General features: G+C 72.9%; 25 protein-coding genes and 1 pseudogene. 9 read left to right on the top strand and 17 right to left on the bottom strand.

Features of this window, described 5'->3' with window-relative positions; genetic code table 11:
- Positions 1-326 precede the first annotated feature (326 nt).
- Entirely contained in the window at positions 327-3,149 is a 2,823-nt protein-coding gene (locus tag AB0H81_RS30535) for a glycoside hydrolase family 2 TIM barrel-domain containing protein (protein ID WP_358381458.1), read from the top strand.
- A gap of 48 nt (positions 3,150-3,197) precedes the next feature.
- Here the strand turns inward: AB0H81_RS30535 and AB0H81_RS30530 are convergent, their stop codons facing one another.
- The 4 genes from AB0H81_RS30530 to AB0H81_RS30515 form a co-directional block, all read right to left on the bottom strand.
- Complete coding sequence (locus AB0H81_RS30530; RefSeq protein ID WP_358381456.1) at positions 3,198-3,347, bottom strand: hypothetical protein; 150 nt, start codon at positions 3,345-3,347, stop codon at positions 3,198-3,200.
- A 79-nt stretch (positions 3,348-3,426) separates the two neighbouring features.
- Positions 3,427-4,593, bottom strand: coding sequence for an elongation factor Tu (tuf, locus tag AB0H81_RS30525; protein ID WP_358381454.1), 1,167 nt, complete (start codon positions 4,591-4,593; stop codon positions 3,427-3,429).
- Positions 4,594-4,829: 236 nt separating this feature from the next.
- Positions 4,830-5,930, bottom strand: coding sequence for an o-succinylbenzoate synthase (menC, locus tag AB0H81_RS30520; RefSeq protein ID WP_358381452.1), 1,101 nt, complete (start codon positions 5,928-5,930; stop codon positions 4,830-4,832).
- A 113-nt stretch (positions 5,931-6,043) separates the two neighbouring features.
- Positions 6,044-6,607 carry an acyclic terpene utilization AtuA family protein gene (locus AB0H81_RS30515; RefSeq protein WP_358381450.1) on the bottom strand — a complete coding sequence of 188 codons (564 nt, stop codon included), beginning with the start codon at positions 6,605-6,607 and terminating at the stop codon, positions 6,044-6,046.
- Positions 6,608-6,784: 177 nt separating this feature from the next.
- On the opposite strand from AB0H81_RS30515, the gene AB0H81_RS30510 reads away from it, so the two are divergent.
- Entirely contained in the window at positions 6,785-7,741 is a 957-nt protein-coding gene (locus AB0H81_RS30510) for a hypothetical protein (RefSeq protein WP_358381448.1), read from the top strand.
- Positions 7,742-7,840: 99 nt separating this feature from the next.
- Here AB0H81_RS30510 and AB0H81_RS30505 read toward each other — a convergent pair whose 3' ends face one another.
- From AB0H81_RS30505 to AB0H81_RS30475, 7 genes are all read right to left on the bottom strand, one after another.
- Entirely contained in the window at positions 7,841-8,152 is a 312-nt protein-coding gene (locus tag AB0H81_RS30505; RefSeq protein WP_358381446.1) for a DUF6401 family natural product biosynthesis protein, read from the bottom strand.
- A 104-nt stretch (positions 8,153-8,256) separates the two neighbouring features.
- Positions 8,257-9,369: a M24 family metallopeptidase gene (locus tag AB0H81_RS30500; RefSeq protein ID WP_358381444.1), complete on the bottom strand. Its 1,113-nt coding sequence runs from the start codon at positions 9,367-9,369 to the stop codon at positions 8,257-8,259.
- The gene (locus tag AB0H81_RS30495) at positions 9,366-10,271 is read right to left on the bottom strand and encodes an ABC transporter ATP-binding protein (RefSeq protein ID WP_358381442.1); all 906 of its coding nucleotides are present in this window, start codon (positions 10,269-10,271) and stop codon (positions 9,366-9,368) included. Before AB0H81_RS30495 ends, AB0H81_RS30500 begins: the two co-directional genes overlap by 4 nt.
- Positions 10,268-11,053: an ABC transporter ATP-binding protein gene (locus AB0H81_RS30490; protein ID WP_358381440.1), complete on the bottom strand. Its 786-nt coding sequence runs from the start codon at positions 11,051-11,053 to the stop codon at positions 10,268-10,270. The genes AB0H81_RS30495 and AB0H81_RS30490 overlap by 4 nt, the downstream gene beginning before the upstream one ends.
- Positions 11,050-11,925, bottom strand: coding sequence for an ABC transporter permease (locus AB0H81_RS30485; RefSeq protein ID WP_358381438.1), 876 nt, complete (start codon positions 11,923-11,925; stop codon positions 11,050-11,052). Before AB0H81_RS30485 ends, AB0H81_RS30490 begins: the two co-directional genes overlap by 4 nt.
- A complete protein-coding gene (locus AB0H81_RS30480) occupies positions 11,922-13,019 on the bottom strand; it encodes an ABC transporter permease (protein ID WP_358381436.1) in 1,098 nt (365 codons plus the stop codon). Before AB0H81_RS30480 ends, AB0H81_RS30485 begins: the two co-directional genes overlap by 4 nt.
- A gap of 19 nt (positions 13,020-13,038) precedes the next feature.
- Positions 13,039-14,625, bottom strand: coding sequence for an ABC transporter substrate-binding protein (locus tag AB0H81_RS30475; RefSeq protein WP_358381434.1), 1,587 nt, complete (start codon positions 14,623-14,625; stop codon positions 13,039-13,041).
- Between the two features lie 107 nt (positions 14,626-14,732).
- On the opposite strand from AB0H81_RS30475, the gene AB0H81_RS30470 reads away from it, so the two are divergent.
- A complete protein-coding gene (locus AB0H81_RS30470) occupies positions 14,733-15,374 on the top strand; it encodes an Lrp/AsnC family transcriptional regulator (RefSeq protein WP_358381432.1) in 642 nt (213 codons plus the stop codon).
- A gap of 60 nt (positions 15,375-15,434) precedes the next feature.
- On the opposite strand, the gene AB0H81_RS30465 is transcribed toward AB0H81_RS30470, so the two are convergent.
- Entirely contained in the window at positions 15,435-15,788 is a 354-nt protein-coding gene (locus AB0H81_RS30465; protein WP_358381430.1) for a hypothetical protein, read from the bottom strand.
- A gap of 246 nt (positions 15,789-16,034) precedes the next feature.
- Here AB0H81_RS30465 and AB0H81_RS30460 point away from each other — a divergent pair, with 246 nt between their 5' ends.
- Positions 16,035-16,802: a DUF4239 domain-containing protein gene (locus tag AB0H81_RS30460; protein ID WP_358381428.1), complete on the top strand. Its 768-nt coding sequence runs from the start codon at positions 16,035-16,037 to the stop codon at positions 16,800-16,802.
- A 452-nt stretch (positions 16,803-17,254) separates the two neighbouring features.
- Complete coding sequence (locus AB0H81_RS30455) at positions 17,255-17,827, top strand: hypothetical protein (protein WP_358381426.1); 573 nt, start codon at positions 17,255-17,257, stop codon at positions 17,825-17,827.
- Positions 17,828-18,162: 335 nt separating this feature from the next.
- On the opposite strand, the gene AB0H81_RS30450 is transcribed toward AB0H81_RS30455, so the two are convergent.
- On the bottom strand, positions 18,163-18,609 hold the full coding sequence (locus AB0H81_RS30450; RefSeq protein WP_358381424.1) for a MarR family winged helix-turn-helix transcriptional regulator: 447 nt from the start codon (positions 18,607-18,609) through the stop codon (positions 18,163-18,165).
- Positions 18,610-18,701: 92 nt separating this feature from the next.
- On the opposite strand from AB0H81_RS30450, the gene AB0H81_RS30445 reads away from it, so the two are divergent.
- Together AB0H81_RS30445 and AB0H81_RS30440 are read left to right on the top strand one after the other, a co-directional pair.
- Entirely contained in the window at positions 18,702-20,135 is a 1,434-nt protein-coding gene (locus AB0H81_RS30445; protein WP_358381422.1) for an MFS transporter, read from the top strand.
- Between the two features lies 1 nt (position 20,136).
- Entirely contained in the window at positions 20,137-20,658 is a 522-nt protein-coding gene (locus AB0H81_RS30440; RefSeq protein ID WP_358381420.1) for a TIGR03086 family metal-binding protein, read from the top strand.
- Positions 20,659-20,907: 249 nt separating this feature from the next.
- Here the strand turns inward: AB0H81_RS30440 and AB0H81_RS30435 are convergent, their stop codons facing one another.
- Positions 20,908-21,672, bottom strand: coding sequence for a protein phosphatase 2C domain-containing protein (locus AB0H81_RS30435; RefSeq protein ID WP_358381418.1), 765 nt, complete (start codon positions 21,670-21,672; stop codon positions 20,908-20,910).
- 300 nt (positions 21,673-21,972) lie between these two features.
- On the opposite strand from AB0H81_RS30435, the gene AB0H81_RS30430 reads away from it, so the two are divergent.
- Positions 21,973-22,704, top strand: coding sequence for a hypothetical protein (locus tag AB0H81_RS30430; protein WP_358381416.1), 732 nt, complete (start codon positions 21,973-21,975; stop codon positions 22,702-22,704).
- A gap of 140 nt (positions 22,705-22,844) precedes the next feature.
- Positions 22,845-24,350, top strand: a complete 1,506-nt coding sequence (locus AB0H81_RS30425) for an FGGY family carbohydrate kinase (protein ID WP_358381414.1) — start codon at positions 22,845-22,847, stop codon at positions 24,348-24,350.
- A gap of 436 nt (positions 24,351-24,786) precedes the next feature.
- Here AB0H81_RS30425 and AB0H81_RS30420 read toward each other — a convergent pair whose 3' ends face one another.
- The 3 genes and pseudogenes from AB0H81_RS30420 to AB0H81_RS30410 all read right to left on the bottom strand — a co-directional run.
- The gene (locus AB0H81_RS30420) at positions 24,787-25,170 is read right to left on the bottom strand and encodes a GntR family transcriptional regulator (RefSeq protein WP_358381412.1); all 384 of its coding nucleotides are present in this window, start codon (positions 25,168-25,170) and stop codon (positions 24,787-24,789) included.
- Entirely contained in the window at positions 25,167-26,063 is an 897-nt protein-coding gene (locus AB0H81_RS30415) for a hypothetical protein (RefSeq protein ID WP_358381410.1), read from the bottom strand. Before AB0H81_RS30415 ends, AB0H81_RS30420 begins: the two co-directional genes overlap by 4 nt.
- Positions 26,064-26,278: 215 nt before the next feature.
- Positions 26,279-26,509, bottom strand: a pseudogene (locus tag AB0H81_RS30410) (leucine zipper domain-containing protein); the annotation flags it as partial.
- Positions 26,510-26,705 lie beyond the last annotated feature (196 nt).

Below are 26,705 nucleotides of genomic sequence, written 5' to 3'. Positions count from 1 at the left end.
CCTCGCCGCACCCCGCCGCGCGCAGCGCGGCGACGAGACGCGCCGGCTCGCCGCCGGCCTCGTCCCTGGCGGTCGTACGGGTGTCGCCGGCGGCCGTGCCCACCATGTGCTCCCTCGTCGTCCGGATCCCTCCGTCCCACCTTGCGGGGATGTCCGGCCGAAGCCAAGACCCGGCAGACCGACAGATTCCCTCCCAAGCCCAAGCAACACTTACGCTCAAAATCAAGCATGGATCCGTCGAATAGGGCGCAATCGGGCACGCCTCAATCAGGCACGGAAAACTCATCGCTGACGAAACAGGCCGGAACCTCTAGGCTGAGGCGGCGATGGATCTCGCACGCTTCACTCCCGGCTCGGGCCGCCTCGCGCCCCGGGCAGCCCTGCGTTCCGACGCGCCCTCCCTCGACCTCAACGGCACGTGGCGCTTTCGCCTGTCACCCGCGGCCGACGTGCCGGAGGACTTCGCCGACCCCGGCCACGACGACTCCGCGTGGGACGAGCTGCCCGTGCCGTCGCACTGGCCGCTGCACGGCCACGGCGCCCCGGCCTACACCAACGTCGTGTACCCCTTCCCGATCGACCCGCCGCACGTCCCCACCGAGAATCCCACCGGCGACTACCGCCGCGCCTTCGACCTGCCCGAGGGATGGAGCGGCGGCCGGCTGCGCCTCGAGGGCGTCGAGTCGTACGCCCGGGTCTGGCTCAACGGCCACGAGCTGGGCTTCACCACCGGCAGCAGGCTGCCGGCCGAGTTCGACGCGGGCCCGTACCTGCGGCCCGGCCGCAACGTGCTGGCCGTCCGCGTCCACCAGTGGTCGGCCGCCAGCTACCTCGAGGACCAGGACATGTGGTGGCTTCCCGGTATCTTCCGGGACGTCACGCTCACCCGCTCCACCGCCGATGTGTTCGTCCGGGCCTCCTACGACGCCGGCACCGGCCGGGGGAGCCTGAGCTTCGACGGCCCCGGCCGGCTCAGCGTGCCCGAACTGGGCATCGACGGCCTGGAGCCCGGCACGCCGGTCATCGTGGACGTGGAGCCGTGGTCCGCCGAGACGCCGCGCCTCTACGACGCCGTCGTGGCCTGCCCGGAGGAGACCGTGCGGCTGCGCGTCGGCTTCCGGACCGTCGCCATCGAGGACGGCGTCCTGCTCGCCAACGGCCGGCCGCTGCTGCTCAAGGGCGTGAACCGGCACGAGTTCCACCCGGAGCACGGGCGCGCCGTGCCGTACGAGACCATGCGGCAGGACATCCTGCTGATGAAGCGGCACAACGTCAACGCCGTCCGCACCAGCCACTACCCACCCCACCCGGCCTTCCTCGACCTGTGCGACGAGCTGGGCCTGTGGGTCGTGGACGAGTGCGACCTGGAGACCCACGGCTTCGGCCAGGTCGGCTGGCGCGCCAACCCCACCGACGACCCGCGCTGGGAGGAGGCGCTCCTCGACCGCATGCGCCGCATGGTCGAGCGGGACAAGAACCACCCGAGCGTCATCATGTGGTCGCTCGGCAACGAGGCGGGGGTCGGCCGCAACCTCGCCGTCATGGCCGGCTGGACGCGCGAGCGCGACCCGTCCCGGCCGATCCACTACGAGGGCGACTGGTCGTGCGCGAACGCCGACGTGTACTCGCGGATGTACGCGGGCCACGCCGAGGTCGAGGCGATCGGCCGCGGCGTCGAGGACCCGCTGCCCGACCCGGAGCTCGACGCGCGGCGGCGCGCGATGCCGTTCATGCAGTGCGAGTACGCCCACGCGATGGGACTCGGCCCCGGCGGCCTGGCCGAATACCAGGAGCTGTTCGAGAAGTACCCGCGGCTGGCCGGCGGCTTCGTGTGGGAGTGGATCGACCACGGCCTCGCCCACCCCGAGTTCGGCTACGCCTACGGCGGCGACTACGGCGAGCCGGTCCACGACGGCAACTTCGTCATCGACGGGCTCGTCTTCCCCGACCGCACGCCGTCGCCGGGGCTGCTGGACCTGAAGAAGGTCTTCGAGCCGGTCCGTTTCACCTTCGACGACGGCGTCGTGCGGGTCCTCAACATGTACGGCTTCCGCGACCTGTCGCACCTGGAGTTCCTCGCCACGGTGGAGGCGGACGGGGAGCCGGTGGCGCGCTTCACGCTCGACGTGCCCGCCGAGGGCGGCGAGGTCAAGCTGCCCGCCGCGCCGCCGGGCGAGGGGGAGCGGTGGCTCACCGTGCGCGCCGTCCTCGCCGGCGACGAGCCGTGGGCGGAGGCGGGGCACGAGGTGGCGTGGGGCCAGACCCGCCTGTCCCCGGCCGTCTCCCCGGGCGTGCCGGGGATGGGGACGGGTGCGGCGGCGGGCGGCGCCGCCGAGGAGATCGCCGCAGGGGAGTTCGCCGTCGGGGGCGGGCGGTTCGACGCCCGCGGCCACCTCGTGCGGCTGTTCGGGCTCGACGTGGACGGGCCGCGCCTGGAGCTGTGGCGGGCGCCCACGGACAACGACCGCTACGGCGGGCTCGCCGCCGCCTGGCGGGCGACCGGCCTGCACCGGCTCACCCACCGGGTGGACCAGGTGACCCGCGTGGACGAGGGGCCGGGCCTGGCCGTGCGGACGCGGGTCGCCCCCGCCGCGACCGACCTCGGCATGCGCGTCACCTACCGCTGGGACGCCGACGGCGACGGCCTCGTCCTCACCGTCGAGGTCGAACCCGACGGCGAGTGGACCGGCCCGATCCCCAGGCTCGGCGTCGTCATGACGCTCCCCGGCGACCTGGGCGACGTCACCTGGTTCGGCCGCGGCCCCGGTGAGGCGTACCCCGACACCGGGATGGCGGCCCGGGTCGGCCGCTGGTCGGCGACCGTGGACGCCATGCAGACCCCGTACGTGCGCCCCCAGGAGAACGGGCACCGGGCGGAGGTCCGCTGGGCCACGCTGACCGGCCCCGGCGGGCGGGGCGTGCGGGTGTCGGGTGATCCCGTGTTCGGGCTCACGGCCCGGCGGTGGGCCACGGCCGACCTCGAACGCGCCCGCCACCGGCCCGACCTCGTGCCCGGCGACCGGGTCCACGTCAACCTGGACCTCGCCCAGCAGGGCGTCGGCACGGCGAGCTGCGGTCCCGGCACGCTGCCCGCCTACGAGCTGCGCGCCGCGCCGGCCGCGTTCCGGCTGCGTTTCGACCCGGTCTGAGCCGTCCGGAACCCGGGGCCCTCGCGCGGGGCCCCGGGTCTTCCCGGCTCAGTGCCGCTTGGTGCGCAGCTTGTCCAGGAACCGGCGAGCCTTCGCCTGGTTCTGCGGATCGCTCGCCATCCGCTTGGCCTTCTCGATCGTCTGCTGACCCTGAGGGCTGCGCAGGTACCCGCGCAGCTTGTCCATGAGCTTAGCCATGGACACCCCCTACCCAGGACGGACGCCCGGAAGCGACCACAGGTCCGCTTCCGGGTGCTCCGTGTGCCAGGACGGCGCCTCAGTCCGGGACGGCGAGCACCGTGCCCGCGCCGACGGTCAGGCCGCCCTCGCGGATCGCGAAGCCGAGCCCCGGCTCGACCGCGACGGCCTTGCCCAGCTCGACCCGCGCCTCGACGGTCTGGCCCGGCTCGGCCGGCCCGTTCAGCGCGAGCTCACCGGGCACGTCCGTGGTCCGCAGATAGAACTGCGGCCGGTACCCCGGCGCGACCGGCCGCCGCCGGCCCCCCTCCTCGGCCGTGAGGAGGTGGAGCCGGGCGGTGAACGACCGGTGCGCCCGCTGGCTGCCGGGCGCGGCCAGGACCATGCCCCGCCGCACCTGCTCGCGGCGCACCCCGCGCAGCAGGACGGCGGCGTTGTCCCCGGCCTCGCCCCGCTCCATCGTCCGGCCGAACGTCTCCACCCCGGTCACCACCGCGGTGAGGCCGTCGCCGAGGCCGACCACCTCCACCGTGTCGCCCACGGTGACGGTGCCCCGCTCGATGGCGCCGGTGACGACCGTGCCCCGCCCGGTGACGGTGAGCACGTTCTCGACCGGCATGAGGAACGGCGCGTCCACGTACCGGACCGGCACGGGGACGTGCTCGTCCACGGCCCGCAGCAGCGCGTCGATGGACGCCGTCCACTCCACGGCGCCCTCCAGCGCCCGCAGCCCGGACACCCGCACCATCGGGACGTCCCGGTAGCCGTGGCCCTCCAGGAGCTCCTGCAGCTCCAGCTCGACGAGCTCGGTCAGCTCCGGGTCGGCCCCGTCGGCCTTGTTGACGGCGACGACGAGGTGCTCGACACCGACGCGCCGGGCGAGCAGCACGTGCTCCCGCGTCTGCGGCATGATGCCGTCCTGCGCCGACACGACGAGGATGGCGCCGTCGAGCTGCGCCGCACCCGTGATCATGTTCTTCACGTAGTCGGCGTGGCCCGGCATGTCCACGTGGGCGTAGTGCCGGGTGGCGGTCTCGTACTCGACGTGCGAGATGTTGATCGTGATGCCCCTGGAGTGCTCCTCCGGGGTGCGGTCGATCCGCTCGAACGGCGTGTACGTGGCCTGCCCGCGCTCGGCGAGCACCTTCGTGATGGCGGCGGTCAGCGTGGTCTTGCCGTGGTCGACGTGTCCCATCGTGCCGATGTTGAGGTGCGGCTTGTTCCGCACGTAGGCCTGCTTGGCCATGATGCCTTCCTTGAAGCCTGGAGTCCCGGTGGTGACCCGTGGGGCCGTCGACCTCCCCCCGCCGGGTCACTCGGACGCACGGGAAGAGGTCAGCGCTCCAGTCCGTCGCGGACACGCCGCGAAGCGCCCGCGGTGGCGGGCGTCGCGAAGGAGGCGTGCCGGAACATGACGACCATGGTGACGGCGCTCAGCACCGCCCGGCAACCGGTTATTCCCGGCCTCCCGGTGGCGGCGGCCTACAGCGGGATCCACTCCGTGGAGGTGGTGACCTCGTCGAGGATCGACGGGAGCGGGTCCACGCCCAGGCCGGGCCCCGTGGGCACGTCCAGGTGGCCGTCGCTCAGCTCGAACGGCTCGGTGATGTCGGTGGCGTAGTAGCGGCGCGAGGCCGAGGTGTCGCCCGGCAGCGTGAAGCCGGGCAGGGCGGCCAGCGCCACGTTCGCGGCCCTGCCGAGCCCGGTCTCCAGCATGCCGCCGCACCACACCGCGACGCCGTGGGCCCGGCACAGGTCGTGGATGCGCCGGGCCTCCAGGTAGCCGCCGATCCGGCCCGGCTTGATGTTGACGATCGAGCAGGAGCCCAGCTCGATCGCCGCGGCGGCGTGCTCGGCCGACTCGATCGACTCGTCCAGGCAGATCGGGGTGCGCAGCCGCCGCGCCAGGCGGGCGTGCTGCACGAGGTCGTCGTTGGCCAGCGGCTGCTCGATCAGCAGCAGGTCGAACGCGTCGAGCTGGGCCAGGCGGGGGGCGTCCACCAGCGTGTAGGCGGCGTTCGCGTCGACCTGGAGCAGCAGGTCGTCGCCGAAGCGCTCGCGCACCGCCCGGACCGGCTCCACGTCCCAGCCGGGCTCGATCTTCAGCTTGATCCGCACGTACCCCTCGCCGAGGTAGCCCTCGACGGCGTCGAGCAGGCGCGGGACGGAGTCCATGATGCCGACCGACACGCCGCAGGGCACCCGGTCGCGCGCCGCGCCGAGGAAGCGGCCGAACGACTCGCCGGACGCGCGCAACTGCGCGTCGAGCACGGCCGTCTCCAGGGCCGCCTTGGCCATGCGGTGCCCCTTGATCGGCTCCAGGGCGCGGCCCACGGCGTGGACGTCCGGGGACGGCGGCAGCGCGGGCAGCAGGAAACGGCGGATCACCTCGGCCGCGCCGTCCACGTACTCGGAGGAGTAGAGCGGCTCGGACATCGCCACGCACTCGCCCCAGCCCTCCGCGTCGGGTGTGACGACCCGGACCAGCAGCACGTCGCGGGCCGTCTCGGTGCCGAACGACGTGCGGAACGGCGCCACCAGCGGCATGGCGATCCGCCGCAGCTCAACTCCAGTGATCTTCACGCTGTCTCCCTGCTCCGCGGGTGATGGTCCTGGCCGGAGGGCGCCCGGCGCGCGGGGCCACCCCGTCCTACGGTAGGCGTCCTACGGTAGGCGCCGCGGCCGGGCTCCCGCCGCTACCGGGCGTGGGCGGGCTCGCCCGCGCAGGGGGCGATGCGGACGCGGCACGGCGCCTCCTGGCTGAGCCGTACCGAGTCGAGCAGGACCGTCACCACCGGCGTCGGGTAGCGGCCCGCCCGGAAGCGGGCGGCCAGGCAGGCCAGCACCGCGTCCACCTTCACGTCGCCGTCGAGCGCGGCGCCGCCGTCGCGGCGGATCTCCATGACGCAGGGCGCGCGCTGCCCGGCCAGGGCCAGGCCCGCGACCGTCGCGCCCGCCAGCGCCCCCACGTCCTCGCTCGTCCAGCCGTAGTGCCACATGCCCGCCGCCACGACCACCGCGGCGGGGTCGCCGGGCGCGGTGAGCACCACGTCCACGCCGTCACGCAGCTCCCGGGCGATAGCCTCGGCGCCGCGGGCCATCCGGGTGCCGGTACGCAGCCCCGGCAGACGCGGGACGACGCCGCCCGCCTCGAAGATCAGCTTGACGCCGGTGCGGAGCCGGCCCGGCCGGCCGTCGCGCCACCCGCAGATGACCATGTCCGCCGAGCCCTGCATGCCCGAGACGCCGATCCGCAGCATGACCTGATCATTACCCTTCGCGATCGCCGATTACACACCGTGAGATGACGGCGAGAATGGCTTGACCTGCGCATTCGATGTCCGATATGGCGGTGGGCGCATGATCCGTTGCGGAGAGTGCGTGAAATGTCCGGTCTTGGGTAGTGCCTTTGCGTTGGATCCTCGAAGGAGGAAACCGTGGACATCAACATCGGCCAAGGCCTGACGGACGTCTTCCGGCAGATCGCCACGTTCGTCCCCAGGCTGGTCGCCTTCATCGTCATACTCGTCATCGGCTGGCTGATCGCCAAGCTGCTGGCCAAGGTCGTCGACAAGATCCTGGAGCGGGTGGGCTTCGACCGTGCGGTGGAGCGCAGCGGCATGGGGCGAGTGATGGAGCGCAGCCGCTACGACGCCAGCAGTCTGGTCGCCAAACTCATCTACTACGCGATCATCCTGGTCACGCTGCAGATCGCCTTCAGCGTGTTCGGGCCCAATCCGATCTCGGCGCTGCTGACCGGTGTGGTGGCTTGGCTGCCCAAGGCGGTCGTGGCGATCATCATCGTGGTGGTGGCCGGCGCCATCGCCGCCGCCGTCCGCGATCTCCTGGCCAGCATGCTGGGCGGACTCTCGTACGGCCGGTGGCTCGCGACGGCCGCCTCCGTGTTCATCTGGGCGCTGGGCATCATCGCCGCCCTGAACCAGATCGGCGTCGCCACCACGGTCACCACGCCGGTGCTCATCACCGTGCTCGCGACCATCGGCGCCATCATCGCGATCGGCGTCGGCGGCGGCATGGTGCGGCCGATGCAGGAGCGGTGGGACCGCTGGCTCGCCCGCATGGAGAGCCAGGCGCCGCAGGCGCGGGCGCAGGCCGAGGCGTACCAGCGCGGACGCGAGGACGCCCAGCGGATGGCCCCGGAGACGGAGGCCGCCAGGACGCCCGAGACGGCCGGCGCGCCGCCGCGTGCCGAGCAGGCGGGCGAGATGGGCCGCACCCCTCCGTCCGCCCAGCCCATGCCTCCCGGTCAGCCCATGGAACCGGGCAGGCCCGCGGGGCAGGGGCCGACCGGCCGCACCGGCGAGGACCGTCCGTGGACGGAAGGAGACCCGAGGGGCGGCGGCCTCGGCCCCGACCCCGGCCGCGACGTCTGACCCGCGCCTCCGGGCGGGGCGCATGACGACTCCTGGGTTCGGGTGCGCACACGTGGCGCGCCCGGGCCCGGCGCTCGCGCGGCCCGCCGACGGGGGACGCTAGGCGGGGGACTCGTCGGCCAGCAGGCCCAGCTCCCGGGTGAGCCAGCAGATGGCGGTCAGCCGAAGGGAGACGGCGTCCGGCTCGTCGCGGAAGGTCCAGCCGAGGTGCCGCAGCTCGTCGGCGAAGCCCAGGAGGTAGTCGCCGAGCGACTCGCGGTCGAGCGCGATCGTGTCGCGGAGCGCCGCCGCGTGCTGGTCCACCGCCGCCAGCAGGCCGGGCTCGCCCGCCATCCGTTCCATCTGGGCATGTCCCAGGGTGTCCATCAGCCACCGCAGGGGGGACGCCGCCCATCCCTTCTCAAACAACACCCATACAACCTTAAAGATGATTTATCCGGCACGGTTGCATAGAACCGTACATCAGGGTCACGGTCCGGTGGCCCTACATCCACGACATCCATGACCGGGCACCTTCAGCGGTCCAGCACCCACAGCACCCCCGCCACGTCCAGCCCGCCGGCCACGACGCCCAGCCCCCCGCGGGCGTCGGCCCCCGTCCAGACACCTGCCTCTCCGCCCGCGATCGTCCCCGCGTCCAGGGCCGCCGCGCCGCCCGGCCCGCACACCACCACGTCCGCCACCCGCGCCCCGAACAGCTCCGGCACGTAGATCGCCGGCTCCACGCACAGCGTCATCCCCGCCTGCAGGGGCGTGTCGTCGCCCGCCCGCAGCCATGGCCCCTCCTGGTGGCTCAGGCCGACCCCTCTCCCCGCGTGCGGGGCGGCGAACCGGCCGTAGCCGCTGCCGTCGATCACCTCGCGCGCGGCCGCTGCCACCTCCGAGGCCGTGACCCCCGGCCGTACCGCCCGGCGGGCCGCGGCGTGCGCGGCGAGCACCACCGAGTACATCGCCTCGAAGTCCTCCGGCGGCTCCGCGACCGCGAAGACCCGCGCCACCTCCGCGCAGTACCCCGCCCACCGCCCGCACAGCGACACGTGCAGCGCGTCCCCCGGGTTGATCACCCGGTCGCCGGGCCGGTGCGACGGCCGGGCGGTGTGCTCGCCCGCCGCGACCACCACCGACAGGATCTCCTCGCAGCCGGACTCCAGCAGCATCGCGGCCAGCCGCCGCGCCATCGCCCGCTCGGTCGCGCCGAACCAGGCCAGCTCCCGGGCCCGCGCCAGCACCGCCGCGACCGCCCGGGCCGCCCGCGTCACCGCCCCCACCTCGTCCGGCTCCTTGCGCAGCCGCAACGGGGCCAGCACGGCCGCCGCCGGCACGAGCTCCGCCTCCAGCGACAGCCCGAACAGCTCGCGCACCCGCATCTCCGGGTCCACCCCGACCCGCCGCGCCCCGGCCGGGACCAGCGCGTCCGGATCGCCCGTCTCCTCGCACACCTCGGCTGTGACGACCAGGAACCCGTCGCCCGCGCCGCCGAGGAACCGGAAGTCGGGCGACGGGCGCAGCACCAGCGCGTCCACCCCCGCGGCGGCCATGGCGGCCCGCGCCGCCGCGAGCCGCCCGCCCCCGGTGACGAGTTCCCCGGTGACGAGCTCCCCGGCGACGCGTTCCCCGTCCGCCGTCACGCGGGCTCGTGCAGCCAGCAGGCCACCGGGCCCGGCTCGGGCTCCTTCACCCGGCACACGTCCATCGCGAACGGGCAGCGCGGATGGAACCGGCACCCCTCCGGCGGCGCGGCCGGGTCGGGCACGTCCCCGGGCAGCTCCTCCGGCAGCACGCCCATGCCGTCCGGCTTGGGGATCGCCCGCAGCAGCGCCTGCGTGTACGGGTGACGGGGGTTGTCCCACACCTCGGCCGTGTCGCCGATCTCGACGATCCGGCCCAGGTACATGACCGCGATCCGGTCGGCGATCAGCCGCACCACCGACAGGTCGTGGCTGATGAACAGCAGCCCCGCGCCCGAGTCCACCGCCAGGTCCCGCATCAGCGTGGCGACCTGCGCCTGTGCCGAGGCGTCCAGCGCGGAGATCGGCTCGTCGCCGATCAGCATCCGCGGCCGGGCCGCCAGGGCCCGCGCGATCGCGATCCGCTGCCGCTGGCCGCCCGAGAACTCGTGCGGGTGCCGCCCGGCGAACTCGCGCGGCAGCCCCACCCGTTCCAGCAGGTCGGCCGGGTCCGTCTCGCCGTCACGCGCGGTGCGCAGGCCGTCGGCGATCTGGTCGCCGACGCGCCGGCGCGGGTTCAGCGACGCGTACGGGTCCTGGAACACCATCTGGACGCCCGTCAGCGTGCGGCGGCGCAGCCCCAGCGGCGTGACCGGCACGCCCTCGAACGTGATCGACCCCTCGGTGACCGGGTTCAGCCCGCACACCGCGCGCGCCAGCGTCGACTTGCCGCACCCCGACTCGCCGACCAGCCCGACGACCTCGCCGGGCCGCACCGTGAGGCTGGCCCCCGCCACGGCCCGCACCACCGGACGGCCGGGGGAGCGGTGCTCGACCACCAGGTCCTTGATCTCCAGCGTCATGCGGTCTCCCCAGGCAGCGAGTCCAGCAGCGAGCGGGTGTAGGCGTGCGACGGCTCCCGCAGCACCTTGCCGCGCGGCCCCGTCTCGACGACGAGCCCGTCCTTCATCACGCTGACCTCGTCGGCGATCGCCGACATGACCCCGAGGTCGTGGGTGACCAGCAGCACCGCCAGCCCCAGCTCGTCGCACAGCCCGCGCAGCAGCCGCAGCACGCCGGCCTGCACGGTCACGTCGAGCGCGGTCGTCGGCTCGTCGGCGATGAGCACCCGGGGCGAGCAGGCCAGCGCGATCGCGATCGCGATGCGCTGGCGCATGCCGCCCGAGAACTGGTGCGGGAAGCGGCCGTACGCCTCCTCGGCGCCCGGGATGCGCACCTTGCCGAGCAGCTCCACCGCCCGGGCCCGCGCCTCCCGCTTGTCCAGCCTGAGGTGGTGGCGCATGTGCTCGGTGAGCTGCCTGCCCACCGACAGCATGGGGTGCAGGCTCGTGGCCGGGTCCTGGAAGACCATGGCCACCTCGCCGCCGCGCACCTTGTTGAGCTCCCGGGGCGGCAGCGTCAGCAGGTCGCGCTCGCCGAGCGCGATCCGGCCGGTGGCCCGCGCGCCGTGCGGCAGCAAACCGAGCACGGCCAGGCCGGTCATGGTCTTGCCGGAGCCGCTCTCCCCGGCCAGGCCGTGGACCCGGCCCTCCTGCAGCGACAGGTCCACGCCGCGCAGGATCTCCCTGCCGCCGATCGTCACCTTCAGGCCGGTGATGTCCAACGTGGTCTTATCGGTGCTCACAGCGCACGCTCCTTGATGGCGCGGGCCGTACGCGGGTCGAGGGCGTCGCGCAGGGTGTCGCCGAGGAAGTTGAACGCGAGCACCACCGTCAGGATCGCCAGGCCCGGGAACGTCGCGACCCACCAGCTGTCGAACACCTCGACGCCGCCCGCCACCATGGCGCCCCACTCGGGCGACGGCGGCTTGGCGCCCAGGCCGAGGAACGACAGGCCCGACAGCAGCAGCAGCGCGGTGCCGATGTCCAGCGTCGCCAGCACCAGGATCGGGCCGGTGACGTTCGGCAGCACGTCCACGCGCATCGACCGCCAGGCCGAGAAGCCCAGCAGCCGCCCGCTCAGCACGAACTCCCGCTCCCGCACCCCGAGCACCAGGCCTCGGGTGACGCGGGCGTAGGCCGGCCAGGCCACGACCAGCACGGCCAGCACCGCGTTGACCAGGCTCGCGCCCAGCGCCGCGGCCACCACCATGGCCAGGATGACCGTGGGGAAGGCGAACACGAGGTCCGCCACCCGCATGATCGTCTCGTCGACCCACCGGCCGAAGTAGCCGGCGCAGGCGCCGAGCAGGCCGCCGATCAGCACCGACAGCGCCACCAGCACCAGCGTCAGCGGGATCGACACCCGCGCGCCGTACAGGACGCGGCTGAGGATGTCGCGGCCGAGCTGGTCGGTCCCGAACCAGTGCCCGGGACCGGGCGGGGCCAGGCGCGGCAGCTCCTGCGCGAGCGGGTCGTGCGGCGCCAGCAGCGGCGCCGCGAGCGCGACGACCAGCCAGACCAGCGCGACCAGGCCGCCCACGACGGCCAGCGGCTGCCGCCACGCCTCGGGCAGCCGCCCGAGCAGGCCCTTGCGGGCCAGGGGATCCCGTTTCACTGGAGCCTCACACGCGGGTCGATGACGCCGTACAGCACGTCCACGATCAGGTTGATGACGAGGTAGACCACGCCCACGACCAGGCCGACGCCCATGACGGCGGGCAGGTCGAGGGTGGTGGCGCTCTTGTAGGCGTACTGGCCGACCCCCGGCCAGGCGAAGATCGCCTCGACCAGCACGGTGCCGGACAGCAGGCTGCCGAACGCCAGGCCCGCCACCGTGATGACCGGCACCAGCGCCGAGCGCAGCACGTAGCGGAACAGGATCACCCGGCCGGGCAGCCCCTTGGCGCGGGCCGCCCGCACGTAGTCCTGCCCCAGCACCTCCAGCACCGCCGAGCGGGTGAACCGCGTCAGCAGGCCGATGGTGTAGAGCGCCAGCACGAGCGCGGGGGTGATCAGATGGCCGACGGCGGAGGCGAACACGTCCCACCGGCCGGCGATCAGCGCGTCCACCGTCTGCAGCCCGGTCACCGCCGGCGCCTCGCCGATCGTCGGGTCCACCCGGCCGCTGCCGGGCGTGATCTGCAGCCGGTAGAAGAACACGTAGAACGCCACCAGCGCCAGCCAGAACGTCGGCACCGAGATGCCCACCAGGCTCACCACCCGCAGCACGTGGTCCGGCAGCCGGTCACGGCGCAGCGCGGCGACCACGCCGAAGGCCACGCCCAGCACCAGCGACACGGCGATCGCCGCGCCCGCCAGCTCCAGCGTCGCCGGCACGAACTGCGCCAGGTCCTCGGCGACCGGCCGGTGGCTCTGCTGGCTGACGCCGAAGTCGCCCTGGACGAGGCCGCGCAGGTACAGCGCGTACTGCTCCCACAACGGCTTGTCCAGGCCGTGCTCGGCGCGCCACTGCGCCACGATGGCCGGGTCGCCGAGCGCCCGCTGGCCGAGGTTGGCGGCCACCGGGTCGCCCGGCACCATGTTCGTCAGCACGAACGTCACCAGCGTGATGCCCCAGGCCAGCAGCACGGCGGTCAGGATCCGCCGGATCAGGAAGCGGGCGAGCGGGTGCCCGCCCCGCCTGCGCCGGACCGGGGGCGTGGCGTCACCGGCGCCCCCGGGGTCCGCGGCGTCCTTGGCGGACGTCATGGCCGACACGTCACGAGCCTCACTTACCGGTCAGGTCGGCGACGTCGACCGTCCACACCGGGTGGTACTCCAGGCCGGTGACGGACGCGGCGGTCACGATGTTCTGGCTCGGCTGGATCAGCGGCACGAACGGGCCGGAGGCGTTGAGCTGCTTCTGCATGTCGGCGTACGCCTGCTTGCGCGCGTCCTCGCCGACCGCCGCCGCGGCCTTGTCACCGGCGGCCGAGACCGTCTTGTCCGCGCCGTCCTTCCAGCCGGCCCGCAGGCCGACCGTCTTGCCCGGCAGGAACGCCAGGTAGTCGCTCGGGTCGGGGTAGTCCGGGCCCCAGTACCACAGGCCCATCTCCTCCTTGCCGTTGCGGTAGTTGTCCAGGGCCGTGGTGACCGGCGCCGGCTGGAGGTCCACGGTGATGCCGACCTCCTTGAGGTTGGCCTGGATCCGCTCGGCCAGCGGCTGGAACGACAGGCCGTTCACCGTCAGCTCGCTCGGGAACTCCAGCTTGACCGTCGGGTTGGTCAGGCCGCTGGCCGCCAGCGCCGCCTTGGCCCCCTCGACGTCCCGCTTGGCCGCCTGGTCGGCGCCCAGCGCGCCGAGCAGCTGCGACGGGATCACGCCCGGCGTCTGCGTCGCGCCCTCACCGGCCAGCTCCAGCAGGCCCGCGTAGTCGACGCCCTTGCGCACGGCCTCGACGAACTTGGCGTTCGGCGTGGTCTTGCTGATGCCGGAGTCCTGGTTGGCGAACAGGAAGATGACGTTGGCCGAGGCGGTCTTCTTGACCGTGAGGTTCGCCGGCATGCCGGTCACCTGGTCGCCCGACAGGTTGAGCGCCACCTGGCTGTCGCCGCGCTGCACGTTGAGCTTCTGCGTGGCGGCCTCGACGTTGCGGATGACGACCTTGTCGTAGAACGGCTTGGCGCCGTAGTACTTGTCGTTCTTCTTGAGCACCACCTGGCTGCTCACGTTGAACGACTCGATCTGGTACGGGCCCGAGCCGGCGGAGGAGGCGTTCAGGTACTGCTCGGCCTTGTCCTGCGGGTCGGCGGTGGCGCCGTGCGACTTGGCGAGCTTGCTGTTGAGGATCCCGAGCGCGGGGTTCGGCAGGATGTACGGCAGCGCCGGGTTGGCCTGCTTCGAGGTGAGCGTGACGGTCGAGTCGTCGGTCTTGGCCACCTCGACGCCGTCCAGCAGGAAGGACGGGGTGCCCTTCATGTCGCGCACGCGGGTCAGCGAGAACACCACGTCGTCGGCCGTGACGGGCGAGCCGTCGGCGAACGTGGCGCCCTTCTTCAGCTTGAGCGTGAGGACCTTGCCGTCCTCCGACAGCTCGTAGGACTCGGCCAGCGCCGGGACCGGCTTGGTCACGTCGGCGCCCTCGAACGTGAGAAGCGTCTCGTACGCGGCCTTGCCGATGATCAGCCCGGTCGGCTCGTAGGTGCGCCCGGGGTCGGCGGTCTTGAGGTCGAACGAGGTGTCGATGACCAGCGTCTTGCCGCCGCCCTGCGCGGTGGAGCCGCCGTTGCTCTTCCCGGAGCCGCCGCTGCCGCAGGCGGCGAGAGCGAGTGCACCGGCGAGCAGTACGGCCGCCGTCTGCGAGCGGGTCGCCATAGGGTCCTCCAGTTGGACGATCAGTCGAAAGGTGTCCAGGATTGTCCGGCAGAACGTCCAGGAGCTGTGTGGTCGCCGAGACGTATATAAATAGGCAAGGGGTAGCAATGAGTGATATTTCCAGGAATGGTGGCGGCGCTGGCGGCCCGTCTGGACGGATCGGCATCGGCCTTGAGCTGGACTCCGTCCACATGAAGATCCTTGAGATCCTGCGCGAGAACGGCAGGATCTCGGTGTCGGCGCTGGCCGAGCGGGTGGGCATCTCCCGCGCCAACGCCTACACCCGCTTCGAGGCGCTGCGCGCGGACGGCGTCATCAAGCGGTTCACAGCCGAGATCGACCACGTCCGCACCGGTCTGGGCATCACCGCCCTGATCTTCGTCACCGTGCGGCAGCAGATGTGGCGGCAGTTCCGGGCCGAGCTGGCCCGCATGCCGGAGGTCGAGTACTGCGCGATCACCACCGGGCAGCACGACGCCATGATCCAGGTGCGGATGGCCGACGTGGCCGAGGTCCACGCCATGGTGACGGACCGGCTGGCCAACATCCCGGCCGTCAAGGCCACCGAGACGGTGTTCATCCTGGACGAGGTGCTCCAGCGGCCGTACGTGCTGCCGAGCGACCGCGACGCCCGCGCGCCACGGCCGGCCCGGCGGATGTCGCAGGAGACGCAGGAGGACGTGCCCCTGGGCAAGATGCGCTTCGTCGGCGCGGCGGAGGGCCGGGCGGCCCTCCGCAAGGACGGCTGACCTTCGGTCAGGGGGGGGACGGCATCCCGGCCGGTCAGGGGTGGACGGCATCCCGGCCGGTCAGGGGGTGGACGGCACCTCGGTGCACACGCTCACGTGCCGCGTGTCGTCCCCCTCGAACTGGAACTCCTCGACCAGGCGCAGCCGCCCGTCGTCCTCGCGTTCGAGCCGGCTGACGCTCTGGCCGCCGGCCCTGCCGCCCGCCTTGAGCGCGTGGACGTACGAGATGGTCACGACGTCGCCCTCGCGGCTGCCGACGAAACGTCCCAGCGTGACGGTGTCGCCGTCGTAGTCGCCCCACACCACCCCGTCGGACTCCCAGTACCGGAACGCGGTGGGCTGCTCGGGGTCCACCGCGCTCGCGGTCGAGCTCACCATGACGAACCTGCGGCCGTTCAGAAGGTTGTTCTCCACGCGCGGCATGATCCTGCTCTTCTCCTGACAACGAGAACGCCCCTGGACGAATGGCGCAGTCAGAACGGCGTCGCGGTCGATCCGTCCAGCCGCGCGCCGCGCACGGCCTCGCCGGGCGTCGATCCGGCCGTCGCGGCCCCCGAAGCGCCGCCGATCCCTGCCTTCCGGTTATCACGACTTCATCTTTGAACGCGGATTGTGATAGTCAAGTGACGTTCCGTATCCGGCAGGCGACAGGAGATCGTTATGGTGGCGTACGCGCTCGCGATCGCGGCGGCGGTGGGCGTGGTGGCGCTCACCGCGCTCGTGTACAGAATGACGGGCCGCGGCGAGGAAGACCGCCAGCCCGACGGCCCCTCGGCGGGCCATGCGGGCGCGATGCTGTCGGCGCTGTTCCTGTTGGTCTTCGCGATCGCCGTCATCGTGCCGTGGACCACCGCCGACGCCGCCCGGCAGAACGCCCAGACCGAGAGCCAGGCCGCCGTCGACGCCTACTGGGCCGCCTCCGCCCTGCCCGGCACCGCCCCCGGCCTCGTCCGCGCCGGGCTGCGCGACTACGTCACCTTCGTGGTCGGCGACGAGTGGCCCGCGATGGAGCAGGGGCGCATGCACCCGGTCGGCACCGAGCGGCTCGACGCCCTGCGTGCCCGCATCGCCGCCATCGCGACGGACGACGACGACGCCAAGGACGCCAAGGACGCCGTGCTCGACCACGTGGCCGCCGTGTCGGCCGCCCGCTCGCAACGCGCCGCCGACGCCGCCTCCACACCTCCGCCCGGCCTGCTCGTCCTGACGATCCTGACGGGGATCGTGGTCATCGTCTTCCCGTTCCTGGCCGGAGCCCGGCCGCGCGGCATGGCCCTCGCCCCGCTCGCGGCGATGGCCGCGATGCTGGGCTTCGGCACGTACCTGACGTGGGACATCTCGCACGTGTTCGCGGGGCCGCTGGCGGTGGGGCCGGACGCGTTCAAGGCGGCGCTGCAGGAGTTCGCCCGCATCGGCGGAGGCGTGTGACCGTGGGTGTCCGGCGCACACCGCTCCTCCTGGCCGGCATGCTGCTGGCCTTGTACGTGGGCGCCCCGGCCACGGCCGCCCCTTCCCCGTCCGCGACCGAGGCTCCGCTCGCCGGCGGCCCCGCGACACGTGCCCTCCCGGGGAGAGCGGTCATGGCCCTGACCAGGTCCCCTGAGGATGGTCGCGGGGCTGCCGGCGGTCTCTCGATGAGGGGAGTCTCGGAAGACGGTCACAGCCGAGGTCCAGCCGGTGGCGACGCCGCGACCGGATCGTGGGGCCCGCAGGCAACCTCAGGCCAGCAAGACACGCAGCAGACATCGGGCTGGGGGGCGAGCTTGGGTGCGCAGGAGGTCTCGGGTCGGGAAGCGACCTCGGGCGCGAAGGGGGCTGCGGACGGGGCGCGGCGCGCGGACGACGGCGGGGAGCCGATCCTCGACATCGCAGGTGTACGAGTGGGGGCCGGCCCGGTGGACGACGACGAGGGAGACGGCCGGAGGAACAGCGGGCTGGCCGTGTGCGCCGACCTGCCGGTGGCCCTCGTGCACATCGGCTCCTGCGGGCCGCCCCCCGGACCGGTCTGCGTGGACGTGCCGCCCGTGGTGAGCGTCGAGATCGGGTCCTGCGGCCGTGCCCGGGCCCAGCCCGCCCCCACCCCGACGGTCAAGCCGACGCCCGCCCTCACCCCGTCGCCCACTGTCGCCCCGACCCGTACCCCCACGCCACGAGTGACCCCGACGCGCCGCCCCGCGCCCACACGGAGCCCGGCCCCGGTGCGGAGTTCGGCGCCTGTCCACACACCGGCGCGTCAGACCGTACGAGCCCAGGCGCCGGAGCCTTCCCCGACCACCTCACCGAAGGCGGAGCCGACACCGGAGCCCACGCCCACCCGCGTGGCCGTCCACCCGCCACGCAAGCTGGCCGCCCCGGCACACAAGCGCCGCAGCCCGCTTGGGTCGGTGCTCGTCATGGTGGTGGTGACCACCCTGATCGCCTCCACGACAGCCGTCGCCTTCTCCGCCCGCTGACCAGGGGCCTTGTCGCCCCGCTCCCCGCTCAGGGTGGGGGAGCGGGGCAGATCGCCTCCGGTGCGGAACGGGGCCTTGACCTGCGGCGACTACTTTCGGCCTCGACCGGGAGATGCGCAACCTGGTCCTGACGCGTCAGCGCGTCACCGTGCACATAGGAATGGCGTGGCTTGAGGCCATCGACCGATCGTCGCCAGGATGTTCGCGCACGGGTCGGCCTCGAGGTCCGGCGAAGTCCGTGCTCGTCCCGCCGGTGAGCGGATGCCGAGACCTTCGCGCACCTGCGCCGGCGAGAATCGCACCGACACGTTCGTCGCGCGAGCCCGCGACCAGGTTCAGGACGACCGCCGGGTCGCGTGATCGAAGACCCGTCTCAACAGCTCCAGGAACTGCCCGCGTTCCGCCTCCGACAGTGCCGACAGGAGCTCCTCCTGCACGCCGGTCAGGATCGTGTCGAGCTGCTCGAGCCGCCGCTGCCCGGCCGGGGTCAGAGTGATGACGTTGCGGCGCCGGTCCGCGGGGTCGGGTGCGCGCACGATCAGCCCCTGGTCGGCGAGCTCGTTCACGGTGGCGTGGGTGTCGCTGCGGTCGATGCCGCAGCGCTGTCCGATGGCGATCTGGCTGGCGGGTCCGAACTCCTCCAGGGCGGCCAGGATCGCGAAGTGGTAGCCGCGGGCGTCGAGGGGGTTCAGCACCTCGCCGATGAGGCGCTGCGCATGCAGCGACGTCTTGTTGATCAACCAACTGGGCTTGCCGCGCAGGCGGGCGGGTGCCGGCTCCATGGACCGAGTTTACCGTTGGCCCGTCCCACGGATTACTGCTACCGTTGGTCGAGCCAACGTTGGGTCGGCCAATCAACTTCCCGAGGTATGCCATGACCGCGACAGTCGGCTCCGCCCGGCTCTCCTCCGATCCTCCGCTTCCCGACCAGCGCCGCTGGTGGGCGCTGGCCACGGTCGCCACGGCCCAGCTCATGGTCGGGATCGACATGATGATCGTCAACATCGCGCTGCCCTCGGCCCAGCGAGCGCTGAACATGGCCGACCCCAGCCGCCAGTGGGTGATCACCGCCTACGCCCTGTGCTACGGCGGCCTGCTGCTCCTGGGCGGCCGGCTCTCGGACCTGTTGGGCCGCCGCCGCAGCCTGCTGATCGGGCTGGCCGGCTTCGCCCTGGCCTCCGCCCTGGGCGGCGCGGCCACCGGGCCGGCGATGCTGCTGGCCGCCCGCGGCATGCAGGGCGCCTTCGGTGCCCTGCTGACGCCTGCCGTCCTCGGCACCCTGGCCGCCTCCTTCTCGCTGCCCGCCGAGCGGGGCAAGGCCTTCGGCGTGTACGGGACGGTGATGGGCAGCTCCTCCGGCCTGGGCGTGCTCCTGGGCGGCGTCCTGACCGAGTACCTGGACTGGCGCTGGTGCATGTACGTGAACGTGCCCATCGCCCTGGTGGCCGGCGCGGGCGTGCTCTACGCGGTCCGTCCCGCGCCAGCCGGAACCAGGCCACGCGTGGACGTGGTGGGCGCCCTGCTGGTCACCGCAGGCCTGATGGCGCTGGTGTTCGGCTTCTCGCGGGCCGAGACCGACGGCTGGGGGGCGGGTGTCACCTTCGGCCCGCTGGCCGCGGGAGTCCTGCTGCTGGCCGTCTTCGCGTGGGTCCAGCACCGGGTACGGCATCCGCTGCTGCCCCTGCGGGTGATCCTCGACCGCCAGCGTGGCGGCTCCTACCTGGCGGTGCTCAGCCTCGCGGTGGGGATGTTCGCCGCGCTGTTCTTCCTCACCTTCTACCTGCAGAACGTGCTCGGCTACCCGCCCGTCCGCGCCGGCCTGGCCTTCCTCCCGCTCACCGCGGGCCTCATGCTCGGCGCGCGGACGGTCGGCCGGCTGGTGTCCCGGGCCCCGGTGCGCGCCCTGCTGGCCCCAGGGCTGCTGGCCCTCGCCGCCGGGCTGGGCCTGCTCGGCCTGCTGCGCGTGGACAGCGGCTACTGGCTGCACGTGCTCCCGGTGTTCTTCCTGGTCGGACTGGGCACCGGCTGGGTGCTGATCACCGCCAACAGCACCGCCACCCTCAACGCCGGCGCCGACACCTCCGTCGCCGGCGCCGCCGTCATGACCGTGCAGCAGATGGGCGCCTCCCTCGGCACCGCGCTGCTCAGCACCGTCGCGGGCACGGCCACAGCCGGCTACCTGGCCGGCCGTCCCGCCGCCGTGGCCGAGGCGACCGTGCACGGGTTCAGCGTGGCGAGCCTGTCCGCCGCCGCGTTCCTCTGCCTGGCCGCGCCGGTGGTCTTCCTCATCACCGGCAGAAGGAGCTGAGATGTCCCCGTTCTCCGTCGATCACCTCGAGATCGCCTCGGACGCCGTCGGCCGCCTCGTGGCCGGTGTCGGCCCCGGCCAGTGGGACGCGCCCACCCCCTGCGCCGAGTGGACCGTGCGCGACCTGGTCACCCATCTGATCACGGTCAACCGCGCCTTCACCGCGATGCTGACCGGGGAGGAACCGCCCGTCCCCGAGGACGTGGTCGCCGCCTACCGGACCTCGGCCGCTGCCCTGCGGGCCGCGTATGACCAGCCGGAGCACTCCATGGACGGCACTCCAGGAGCGACCCGGCTCGGCTGGCGCATCTCCGACCTGCTGACCCACGCCTGGGACCTGTCCCGCGCGACCGGCCAGGCCCTCGAGCTTCCCGACGACCTGGTACGCCAGGCGCTGGACTTCGTCCGGACCCAGCTGGCCGGCCGGCAGCGCGAGGGCCGCTTCGGCCCGGAACAGCCCGCACCCTCGGACGCGCACGCCATCGACCAGTTGTCCGCCTTCCTGGGGCGGACGGTGAGCTGAGCGGGCGACGTCGTCCTGACCGGCCACGGCCACGGCCACGAACCGCCCTTTGTTCGTGAGCCGCATGACGGCGACGTCTCGCCTCGTCGCGTGGGCGGCTCCCGAGGTGCGGTGCGTCTTCGTGCCCGCGAGCTCCCCCGGGACACCTACCGGCTCGCCAGGGCGCGCCCGCGAACCCGCTCCCGGGCGCGCCCGAACTCCCGCCGCACCGGGACGATCGCAGGGCCGGCCCAGGCGAAACGGCCCGCGTCAGGTCACGAGTACAGGCCGCACCCAGGCGGCGGTCGCGTCGTCGTGGAGCTTGCCCCACCCCCTTGCCGCTCCACGGCTCCGCTCCGCCTCGCGGACGTCAGCGAGCAGGCTCGCCGGGCCGTGCTCGGCCAGGGCGCCGACCACCTCTCCCCACGAGCGGCCGTACCACTCGACGAGCCGGGTCACGCCGTCCGTGAACATGCCGATCCCCGTCACGTCCGCCACCGGGACGGAGCCGGTCACGGCCTCGGCGGCGGCGCGCGGCGAGGTGGACGCCACCCAGAACCCGCCTGGCCGGTTGCGCAGCGACCGGACCAGTTCCAGGCCATAGGGGTGTCCGCCCGGCAGGTGATCCAGACGGTCGTCGGCGACGACGCTGATCGTGCCGTCCCGGTGCCGGATGGCGATGGGGGAGTCGCACAGGACGAGGTAGTCGAAGCGGTCACCGGTGCGCCGGACGAGGGCGACGGTGGTCGAAGGCGAGTCCGGGTTGACGAGGTCGCAGCCGTCGCCGTGAGCGCGCATGGTCGCGTGGATGGCCTCGCTGAGGACCCGCGTCAGCGGCCATGGTTCCTCGATGCGGTCGGCGACCGCCCTGGCGAGCGCGCGGACCAGCCAGCGCACGTCGTGGACGCAACCGGACTCGACGCCCCGCGGGGCCGTCGCTCCGTCGAGAACCGCGATCCAGGTGGGCCCGGCGATGACGTAGTCCTCGTTCGCGGTGCCGGGCGCGGCGGCGGTGGCATGGCTGACGTGCAGCACCGGTCTCCTTCGTGAGTGGTACGTGTCCGTCACACAGTCAACCATCGTGATCGGAGCGCCGTCGTGGCCGGTTGCTGGGGAGATACCTCCTATGTATCAACGGCCGTCTGCATGCGGTGAGGTCACCCTTGGCGGTAGCGCCCCGGCTCATCGTCCCAGTCTTTCGGGCCATGCCCCCGTTCAGCGAGTCCCAGGTTAGGAAAGTTTATTAAAGAATGGAGCGCTCCAAGGTCCGCGATCTGTTGACGGCCATGACTGTTTGTGGGAACACAGTGAAAAGCTCCCATCTTTCCCCAGCCAGTGCACCCACGCGCCGCGACCCTGCTCCCCGCCGGGATGCGCTGGCAGCTCCTGTGGTCGCCGTCGGCCTCCTCGGACGGCATGAAGGCCTGGGAGACCGTCGAGGACGACCGCGCCGACTCCCACCCGGCCGGGCAGCCGCACATCCGCCCCGACGGGAACAACTACCGCTTCACCATGCACACGGCCGACCGCGACACCAGCACCGACCGGCAGCGCCAGGAGGTCACCGGCAACCGTACGAGCGGCGGCTACCTGAAATGGAAGTCGGGGGAGCTGTGGCGCGTCACGTACGCGATGTACATCCCGGCCACGCTCAAGGCGACGACCACCTTCACCCACATCTTCCAGACCAAGATGCCCGGCACGGGCACCAGCCCCATCACCGTCACCTCGCTGCGCCGAGTGAACGGCGCCCAGACCATCGAGCACAAGGTCTTCGAGCCGGACATCCTGGTCGGCCGGACCGACCTGACGCCGCTTCGAAACACGTGGATCGACATCGACTACGAGATCAGGATCGGGGACGGCGGCGCCGGGGCGGTGCGCTGGACGGTTCGCAAGGGCGGCGCCACGGTGGTGGACGCGGTCAGGACGGGTGTCGACACGTTCCTCGGCGACCGGGTCCGTCCCAAGTGGGGGATCTACCGCTCGCTCGGCGACACCTCCGGCTCGCTCCAGGACTGCCACCTGCTGCTGACGAACCTGCGCGCGTACAAGGCAGTGACATGACCGGCAGCCCCGCCGCGGCAAACCGGGGGCACTTCGCGGTGAGCCGGGCGGCCCCACGGTGGTGTGCCGGGCGGTCGCGGGACGGCGGGGGAGTGGGGCGCGTTCCGCGCGTGTGGCGCGCTCTCACGTAGGCTCCGGCCATGCGCACGCTGGCCGGGGTCGACGTCGGGACGACGCACGTGAAGGTGGGTTTCCACGACGGGACCGGCCGGTGCCTGGCCGAGGTCCGCCGGCCGACCCCGCGCGAGCTGCCCGCCATGGTGGCGACGGTGCGTGAGGGCCTGGCCGCGTGCGCGGACCGCGCCGGGCGCCGGCCCGACGCGATCGGCGTCACCGGCATGGCCGAGACCGGCATGCCGCTGGACGCGGACGGCCGCCCACTGACCCCGTTCCTCTGGTGGACCGACCCCCGGGGCGCCGAGGAGGCCGCCGAGCTGGCCCGCGACGCGGCGACGCTGTTCGCGGTCACCGGGCACCGCGCCACCGCCAAGACGCCGCTGGCCAAGTGGCTGTGGCTGCGCCGCCACGAGCCCGCCGTCCTGGACCGGATGCGCTGGTGGGCCGGCGCGCCCGACGCCGTGGCCCACGCGCTCACGGGCGTGCTGCGCACCCACGAGACGCTGGCCGCCCGCACGCTCGCCTACGACCTGGTCAAGGGCGCGTACGACCCGGACCTGCTCGCACTCGCCGGCCTCACCCCCGAAGTGCTCCCGCCGGTGGCCGGAGCGGTGGAGCCGGTCGGTCACGCGGTGGCCGGCCTCGACGGGGTGACCGCCGGGACGCCCTTGGTGATCGCCGGCCACGACCACATGGTGGGCTGCTGGGCCGCCGGCGTCCGCCGCCCCGGAGACGCCGGAGACTCGCTGGGCACGGCGGAGGCCGTCATGGTCCCGGCCGCCGCGCCACCGGACCCCCGGATCGGTCTCGCCCTCGGCATCACAGCCGATCCGTCCCTCGACGGGCGGCACGTCATGCTCGTCGGCGGCCTGTCCAGCAGCGGCGCACTGCTCGATTGGCTGCTCGACCTCCTCATCCCCGGCCTCGGCCCCGGCGCCCGCCCCGGCTCCGGCTCCGGCCCGCACTCCAGCTCCGGCTCCGCGGTCGGTTCCGGCGCGGCCGGGGACAGGTACGCCGCGTTGCCCGGCCTGCTGGAGGGTGTGCGGCTGCCCACGGGCATCGTCGCCGAGCCGTACCTGCGCGGGCGCGCCGCCCCGGCGCCCGACCCGCGACGGCGGCTGACGCTGTCGGGGCTGGACGCCGCCCACGGGGCGGGCGACCTGCTGGCCGCCGCCGTCGAGGGCACCTGCCTGCACACGCGCTGGACGCTCGCCGAGCTCACCGCCGTGGCCGGGACGGTGGCGGAGCGGCTGGTCGTGTTCGGCGGGCAGGTCAGGATCCCGCTGTGGATGCGGGTCAAGGCCGCGGTGTCCGTGCCGCCCGTGGAGGTGGTGCGGGCGGGCGACGCGGTGTGCGCGGGGGCCGCGCTCGTCGCCGGGCAGGCCGGCGGGTCCATCGACGACGTGCCCGTCCTGCCCCGCGAAGCCGAGCCGCGCGACCCGGCCCTCGCCGCCGCCTACGACACCGTGTACGAACGCTTCCTCGCCGCGGCCACAACGGACACGTCAGGTCCCGACGACGCCGGATAGCGCCGACGGTCCGCCCGACGAACGGGTCGGCAGGCCGTACGACGTCGAGCTGGGTGGTAGGCCGTGCGACGGACCGCCCGTCGAGCTGGGTGACAGGCCGTGCGACGGACCGCCCGACAGACCGACCGGCAGGCCGCACCACGGACCGCCCGACGGATCAGGCGACGGACCCGGCGACGGGCCGCACGGCGGACCTGCCGCGAAACTCCTTCGGTCACACGGTTCCCGCTTTGCGGGCGCCCGCGGCGTGCTGGTGGGCCCGCACGATGGTCGAGTCGACACCTCCGCATCCACAGAACACTGCCTAGGAATAGTCGAAGACCCACGTTTGTACGCCCGAACCCGCCAGCGAGCATGAGGTATAGCGCCTGATCAAGGTTTTTGATCGGGAGTACCCGGCACCACAACGCGGAGGCAAGCCGGGATCAATGATCCTTCAACGGCCCGCGACCGCCTCCAGGGCCAGCCTGGCCTGCTGCAACGCGCGGGTAGCGTCGACGCCGAGCTGCCGCGCCTGGACGGCGAACACCTGCGCCGCCTCGGCCAGGCGCTGCTCGGCGTCCACGGCGGGGACGGAACCGGAAGCCTCACAGACGTAGGTGCCGTGCCGCCCGCGGGTCTCGATGACGCCGTCACGCTCGAGCTCGCGGAAGGCACGCGCGACCGTCGCTGTGGCCAGGCCCAGGTCCCGGGCGAGCTGCCGGATGCTGGGCAGGCGGGTCAGCGGCGGCAGCACGCCGGTGGCGGCCATCGTGGCGATCTGCGCCCGCAGCTGCTCGTACGAAGGGAGCGGTGAGGCGGGGTCGAGATGGAGGATCATGTCGCCGTCCGGTCGGCTGTGTCCGTCCGCGGGGCCGCCTCGCTGGACGCATGGCGCCTGACCAGCCACAGGCGAGGATGCCCGACGCGCCGCCAGCTCAGGGGGGCGCCCACGAACACGCACGCCATCGCGGCCCACGGCAGGATGATCCGCGGGGCCTGACCCTCGATGCCGCCCCCGATGCGGAACAGCTCGTATCCGAGGAACAGGAACATCATGCCGAGGCCGGCTCCGGCCATCCGGTGGATCGTGGTGGAGCGCAGGGCGTCGTCGAGCATCATCTGCGACTCCGATCCCACGGGCTGGCGCCGGTGCACGATGAACCAGAGCGATGCCTCCATCGTCACCAGCACGGCCGCCGCCGTCACCGCCGGTGCAGGTCCGAGCTTGAACCCGGCGCGGATGTGGTCGGCGAGGAACCAGTGCCCGATCACGCCCCCGGCGATCGTGGCCAGGCCAACGACGCGGATGAGGATCAGCGCCGGGCGCCCGATGTAGTCGGCCACCCGCCTGGGCACGAGGGCGGCCTTCTGGGTGCGTGGACGGGTCCAGGTCACCTCGGCCAGGACCGCCCCGAGCAGGTACCCCACTAGCAAGGATGGCTGGCCCAGCAGGTCGAACGGGAAGGGCGGGGACGGCTGGGTGTAGACCAGCGCCCAGACGATGCTCGTCGTGCCTCCCGCGAGGAGAGGGATGACGAACCCGACGGTGCGCAGGCACCGGCTGCGGTAGAGGTAACGGCTGGCCTGGTCCCAGTCGAGGTCGGTGGTGCGCAGGCCATGGCCGGCGGCCCACTCGATCACTTCGGGGCGGCGCTGAGGGCGGAAGGCCCGGTACAGCAGCAGTCCCACGATGGCCACGTAGAACGCGATCCCCAGACTCCAGCCGACCATGGCCACCCCATATGTACTAATGATGCAGCACATTAGCACGCAATCCGGGAAATCCGGGGCGTCGGGACCGTGACTTCGATGTTGCCTGGCAGACAGCGCGCCATCGCCCTCGTCCCCCTCGCCCAGCACTGGGCCCCCCGCTCGGGTCCGCGTCACCAGCCGCAAAGTAACGTTGTGTGACTGCGGCTTTGCGGAGCTGTGGATGACCCCCGGGAGCGTCGTTGGGTCCGGGCCGCGGTGCGGTGTGGGCTGTGATGCGGCCGCGATGAGCGATCGGCCATGCCTGCTGCGCCGTGCTGGCGATAGCGGTCGGCCCACCGCTTGGCCGTGTTCACCGCTACCTGGAAGCGTTCGGCGGCCCGGCGCAGAGGCCAGCCGTCCTCGACGACACAGCGTGCCAGCCGGAGCCGGCCCGTCTCGCTCAAGGGGGCGTTACGGTGGGACACGAGGGCCTCCGGAAAGCTCGGCGTAGATGTCGCAATCCACACCGAACCCGCAGGCCCTTGCTCATTTCAACAACTCCGAAGATCGTGTCCCCGCGTACTCAACCTAATGACTCTTCAAGGGACATAAAGTCCCGGATTCAGCTCTCCTGATCGACGTCTGTACTCAACCGGGAGCCCGATTCCTTCACAGAGGCCG

The sequence above is a fragment of the Nonomuraea sp. NPDC050691 genome, from assembly GCF_040654455.1.
GTDB lineage: Bacteria > Actinomycetota > Actinomycetes > Streptosporangiales > Streptosporangiaceae > Nonomuraea.
The sequence above is the reverse complement of the archived record's forward strand: the minus strand, read 5'-3'. Positions and strand labels throughout refer to the sequence as shown.

Bases quoted from the DNA above. Each gene is read 5' to 3' on its own strand.
- AB0H81_RS30470 (WP_358381432.1), top strand. From the start codon at position 14,733: ATGAGTGATATTTCCAGGAATGGTGGCGGCGCTGGCGGCCCGTCTGGA.
- AB0H81_RS30425 (WP_358381414.1), top strand. From the start codon at position 22,845: ATGCGCACGCTGGCCGGGGTCGACGTCGGGACGACGCACGTGAAGGTG.
- AB0H81_RS30445 (WP_358381422.1), top strand. From the start codon at position 18,702: ATGACCGCGACAGTCGGCTCCGCCCGGCTCTCCTCCGATCCTCCGCTT.
- AB0H81_RS30460 (WP_358381428.1), top strand. From the start codon at position 16,035: ATGGTGGCGTACGCGCTCGCGATCGCGGCGGCGGTGGGCGTGGTGGCG.
- tuf (WP_358381454.1), bottom strand. From the start codon at position 4,593: ATGGCCAAGCAGGCCTACGTGCGGAACAAGCCGCACCTCAACATCGGC.
- AB0H81_RS30440 (WP_358381420.1), top strand. From the start codon at position 20,137: ATGTCCCCGTTCTCCGTCGATCACCTCGAGATCGCCTCGGACGCCGTC.
- AB0H81_RS30450 (WP_358381424.1), bottom strand. From the start codon at position 18,609: ATGGAGCCGGCACCCGCCCGCCTGCGCGGCAAGCCCAGTTGGTTGATC.
- AB0H81_RS30420 (WP_358381412.1), bottom strand. From the start codon at position 25,170: ATGATCCTCCATCTCGACCCCGCCTCACCGCTCCCTTCGTACGAGCAG.
- AB0H81_RS30495 (WP_358381442.1), bottom strand. From the start codon at position 10,271: ATGACGCTGGAGATCAAGGACCTGGTGGTCGAGCACCGCTCCCCCGGC.
- AB0H81_RS30535 (WP_358381458.1), top strand. From the start codon at position 327: ATGGATCTCGCACGCTTCACTCCCGGCTCGGGCCGCCTCGCGCCCCGG.
- AB0H81_RS30475 (WP_358381434.1), bottom strand. From the start codon at position 14,625: ATGGCGACCCGCTCGCAGACGGCGGCCGTACTGCTCGCCGGTGCACTC.
- AB0H81_RS30480 (WP_358381436.1), bottom strand. From the start codon at position 13,019: ATGACGTCCGCCAAGGACGCCGCGGACCCCGGGGGCGCCGGTGACGCC.
- AB0H81_RS30515 (WP_358381450.1), bottom strand. From the start codon at position 6,607: ATGCTGCGGATCGGCGTCTCGGGCATGCAGGGCTCGGCGGACATGGTC.
- AB0H81_RS30415 (WP_358381410.1), bottom strand. From the start codon at position 26,063: ATGGTCGGCTGGAGTCTGGGGATCGCGTTCTACGTGGCCATCGTGGGA.
- AB0H81_RS30530 (WP_358381456.1), bottom strand. From the start codon at position 3,347: ATGGCTAAGCTCATGGACAAGCTGCGCGGGTACCTGCGCAGCCCTCAG.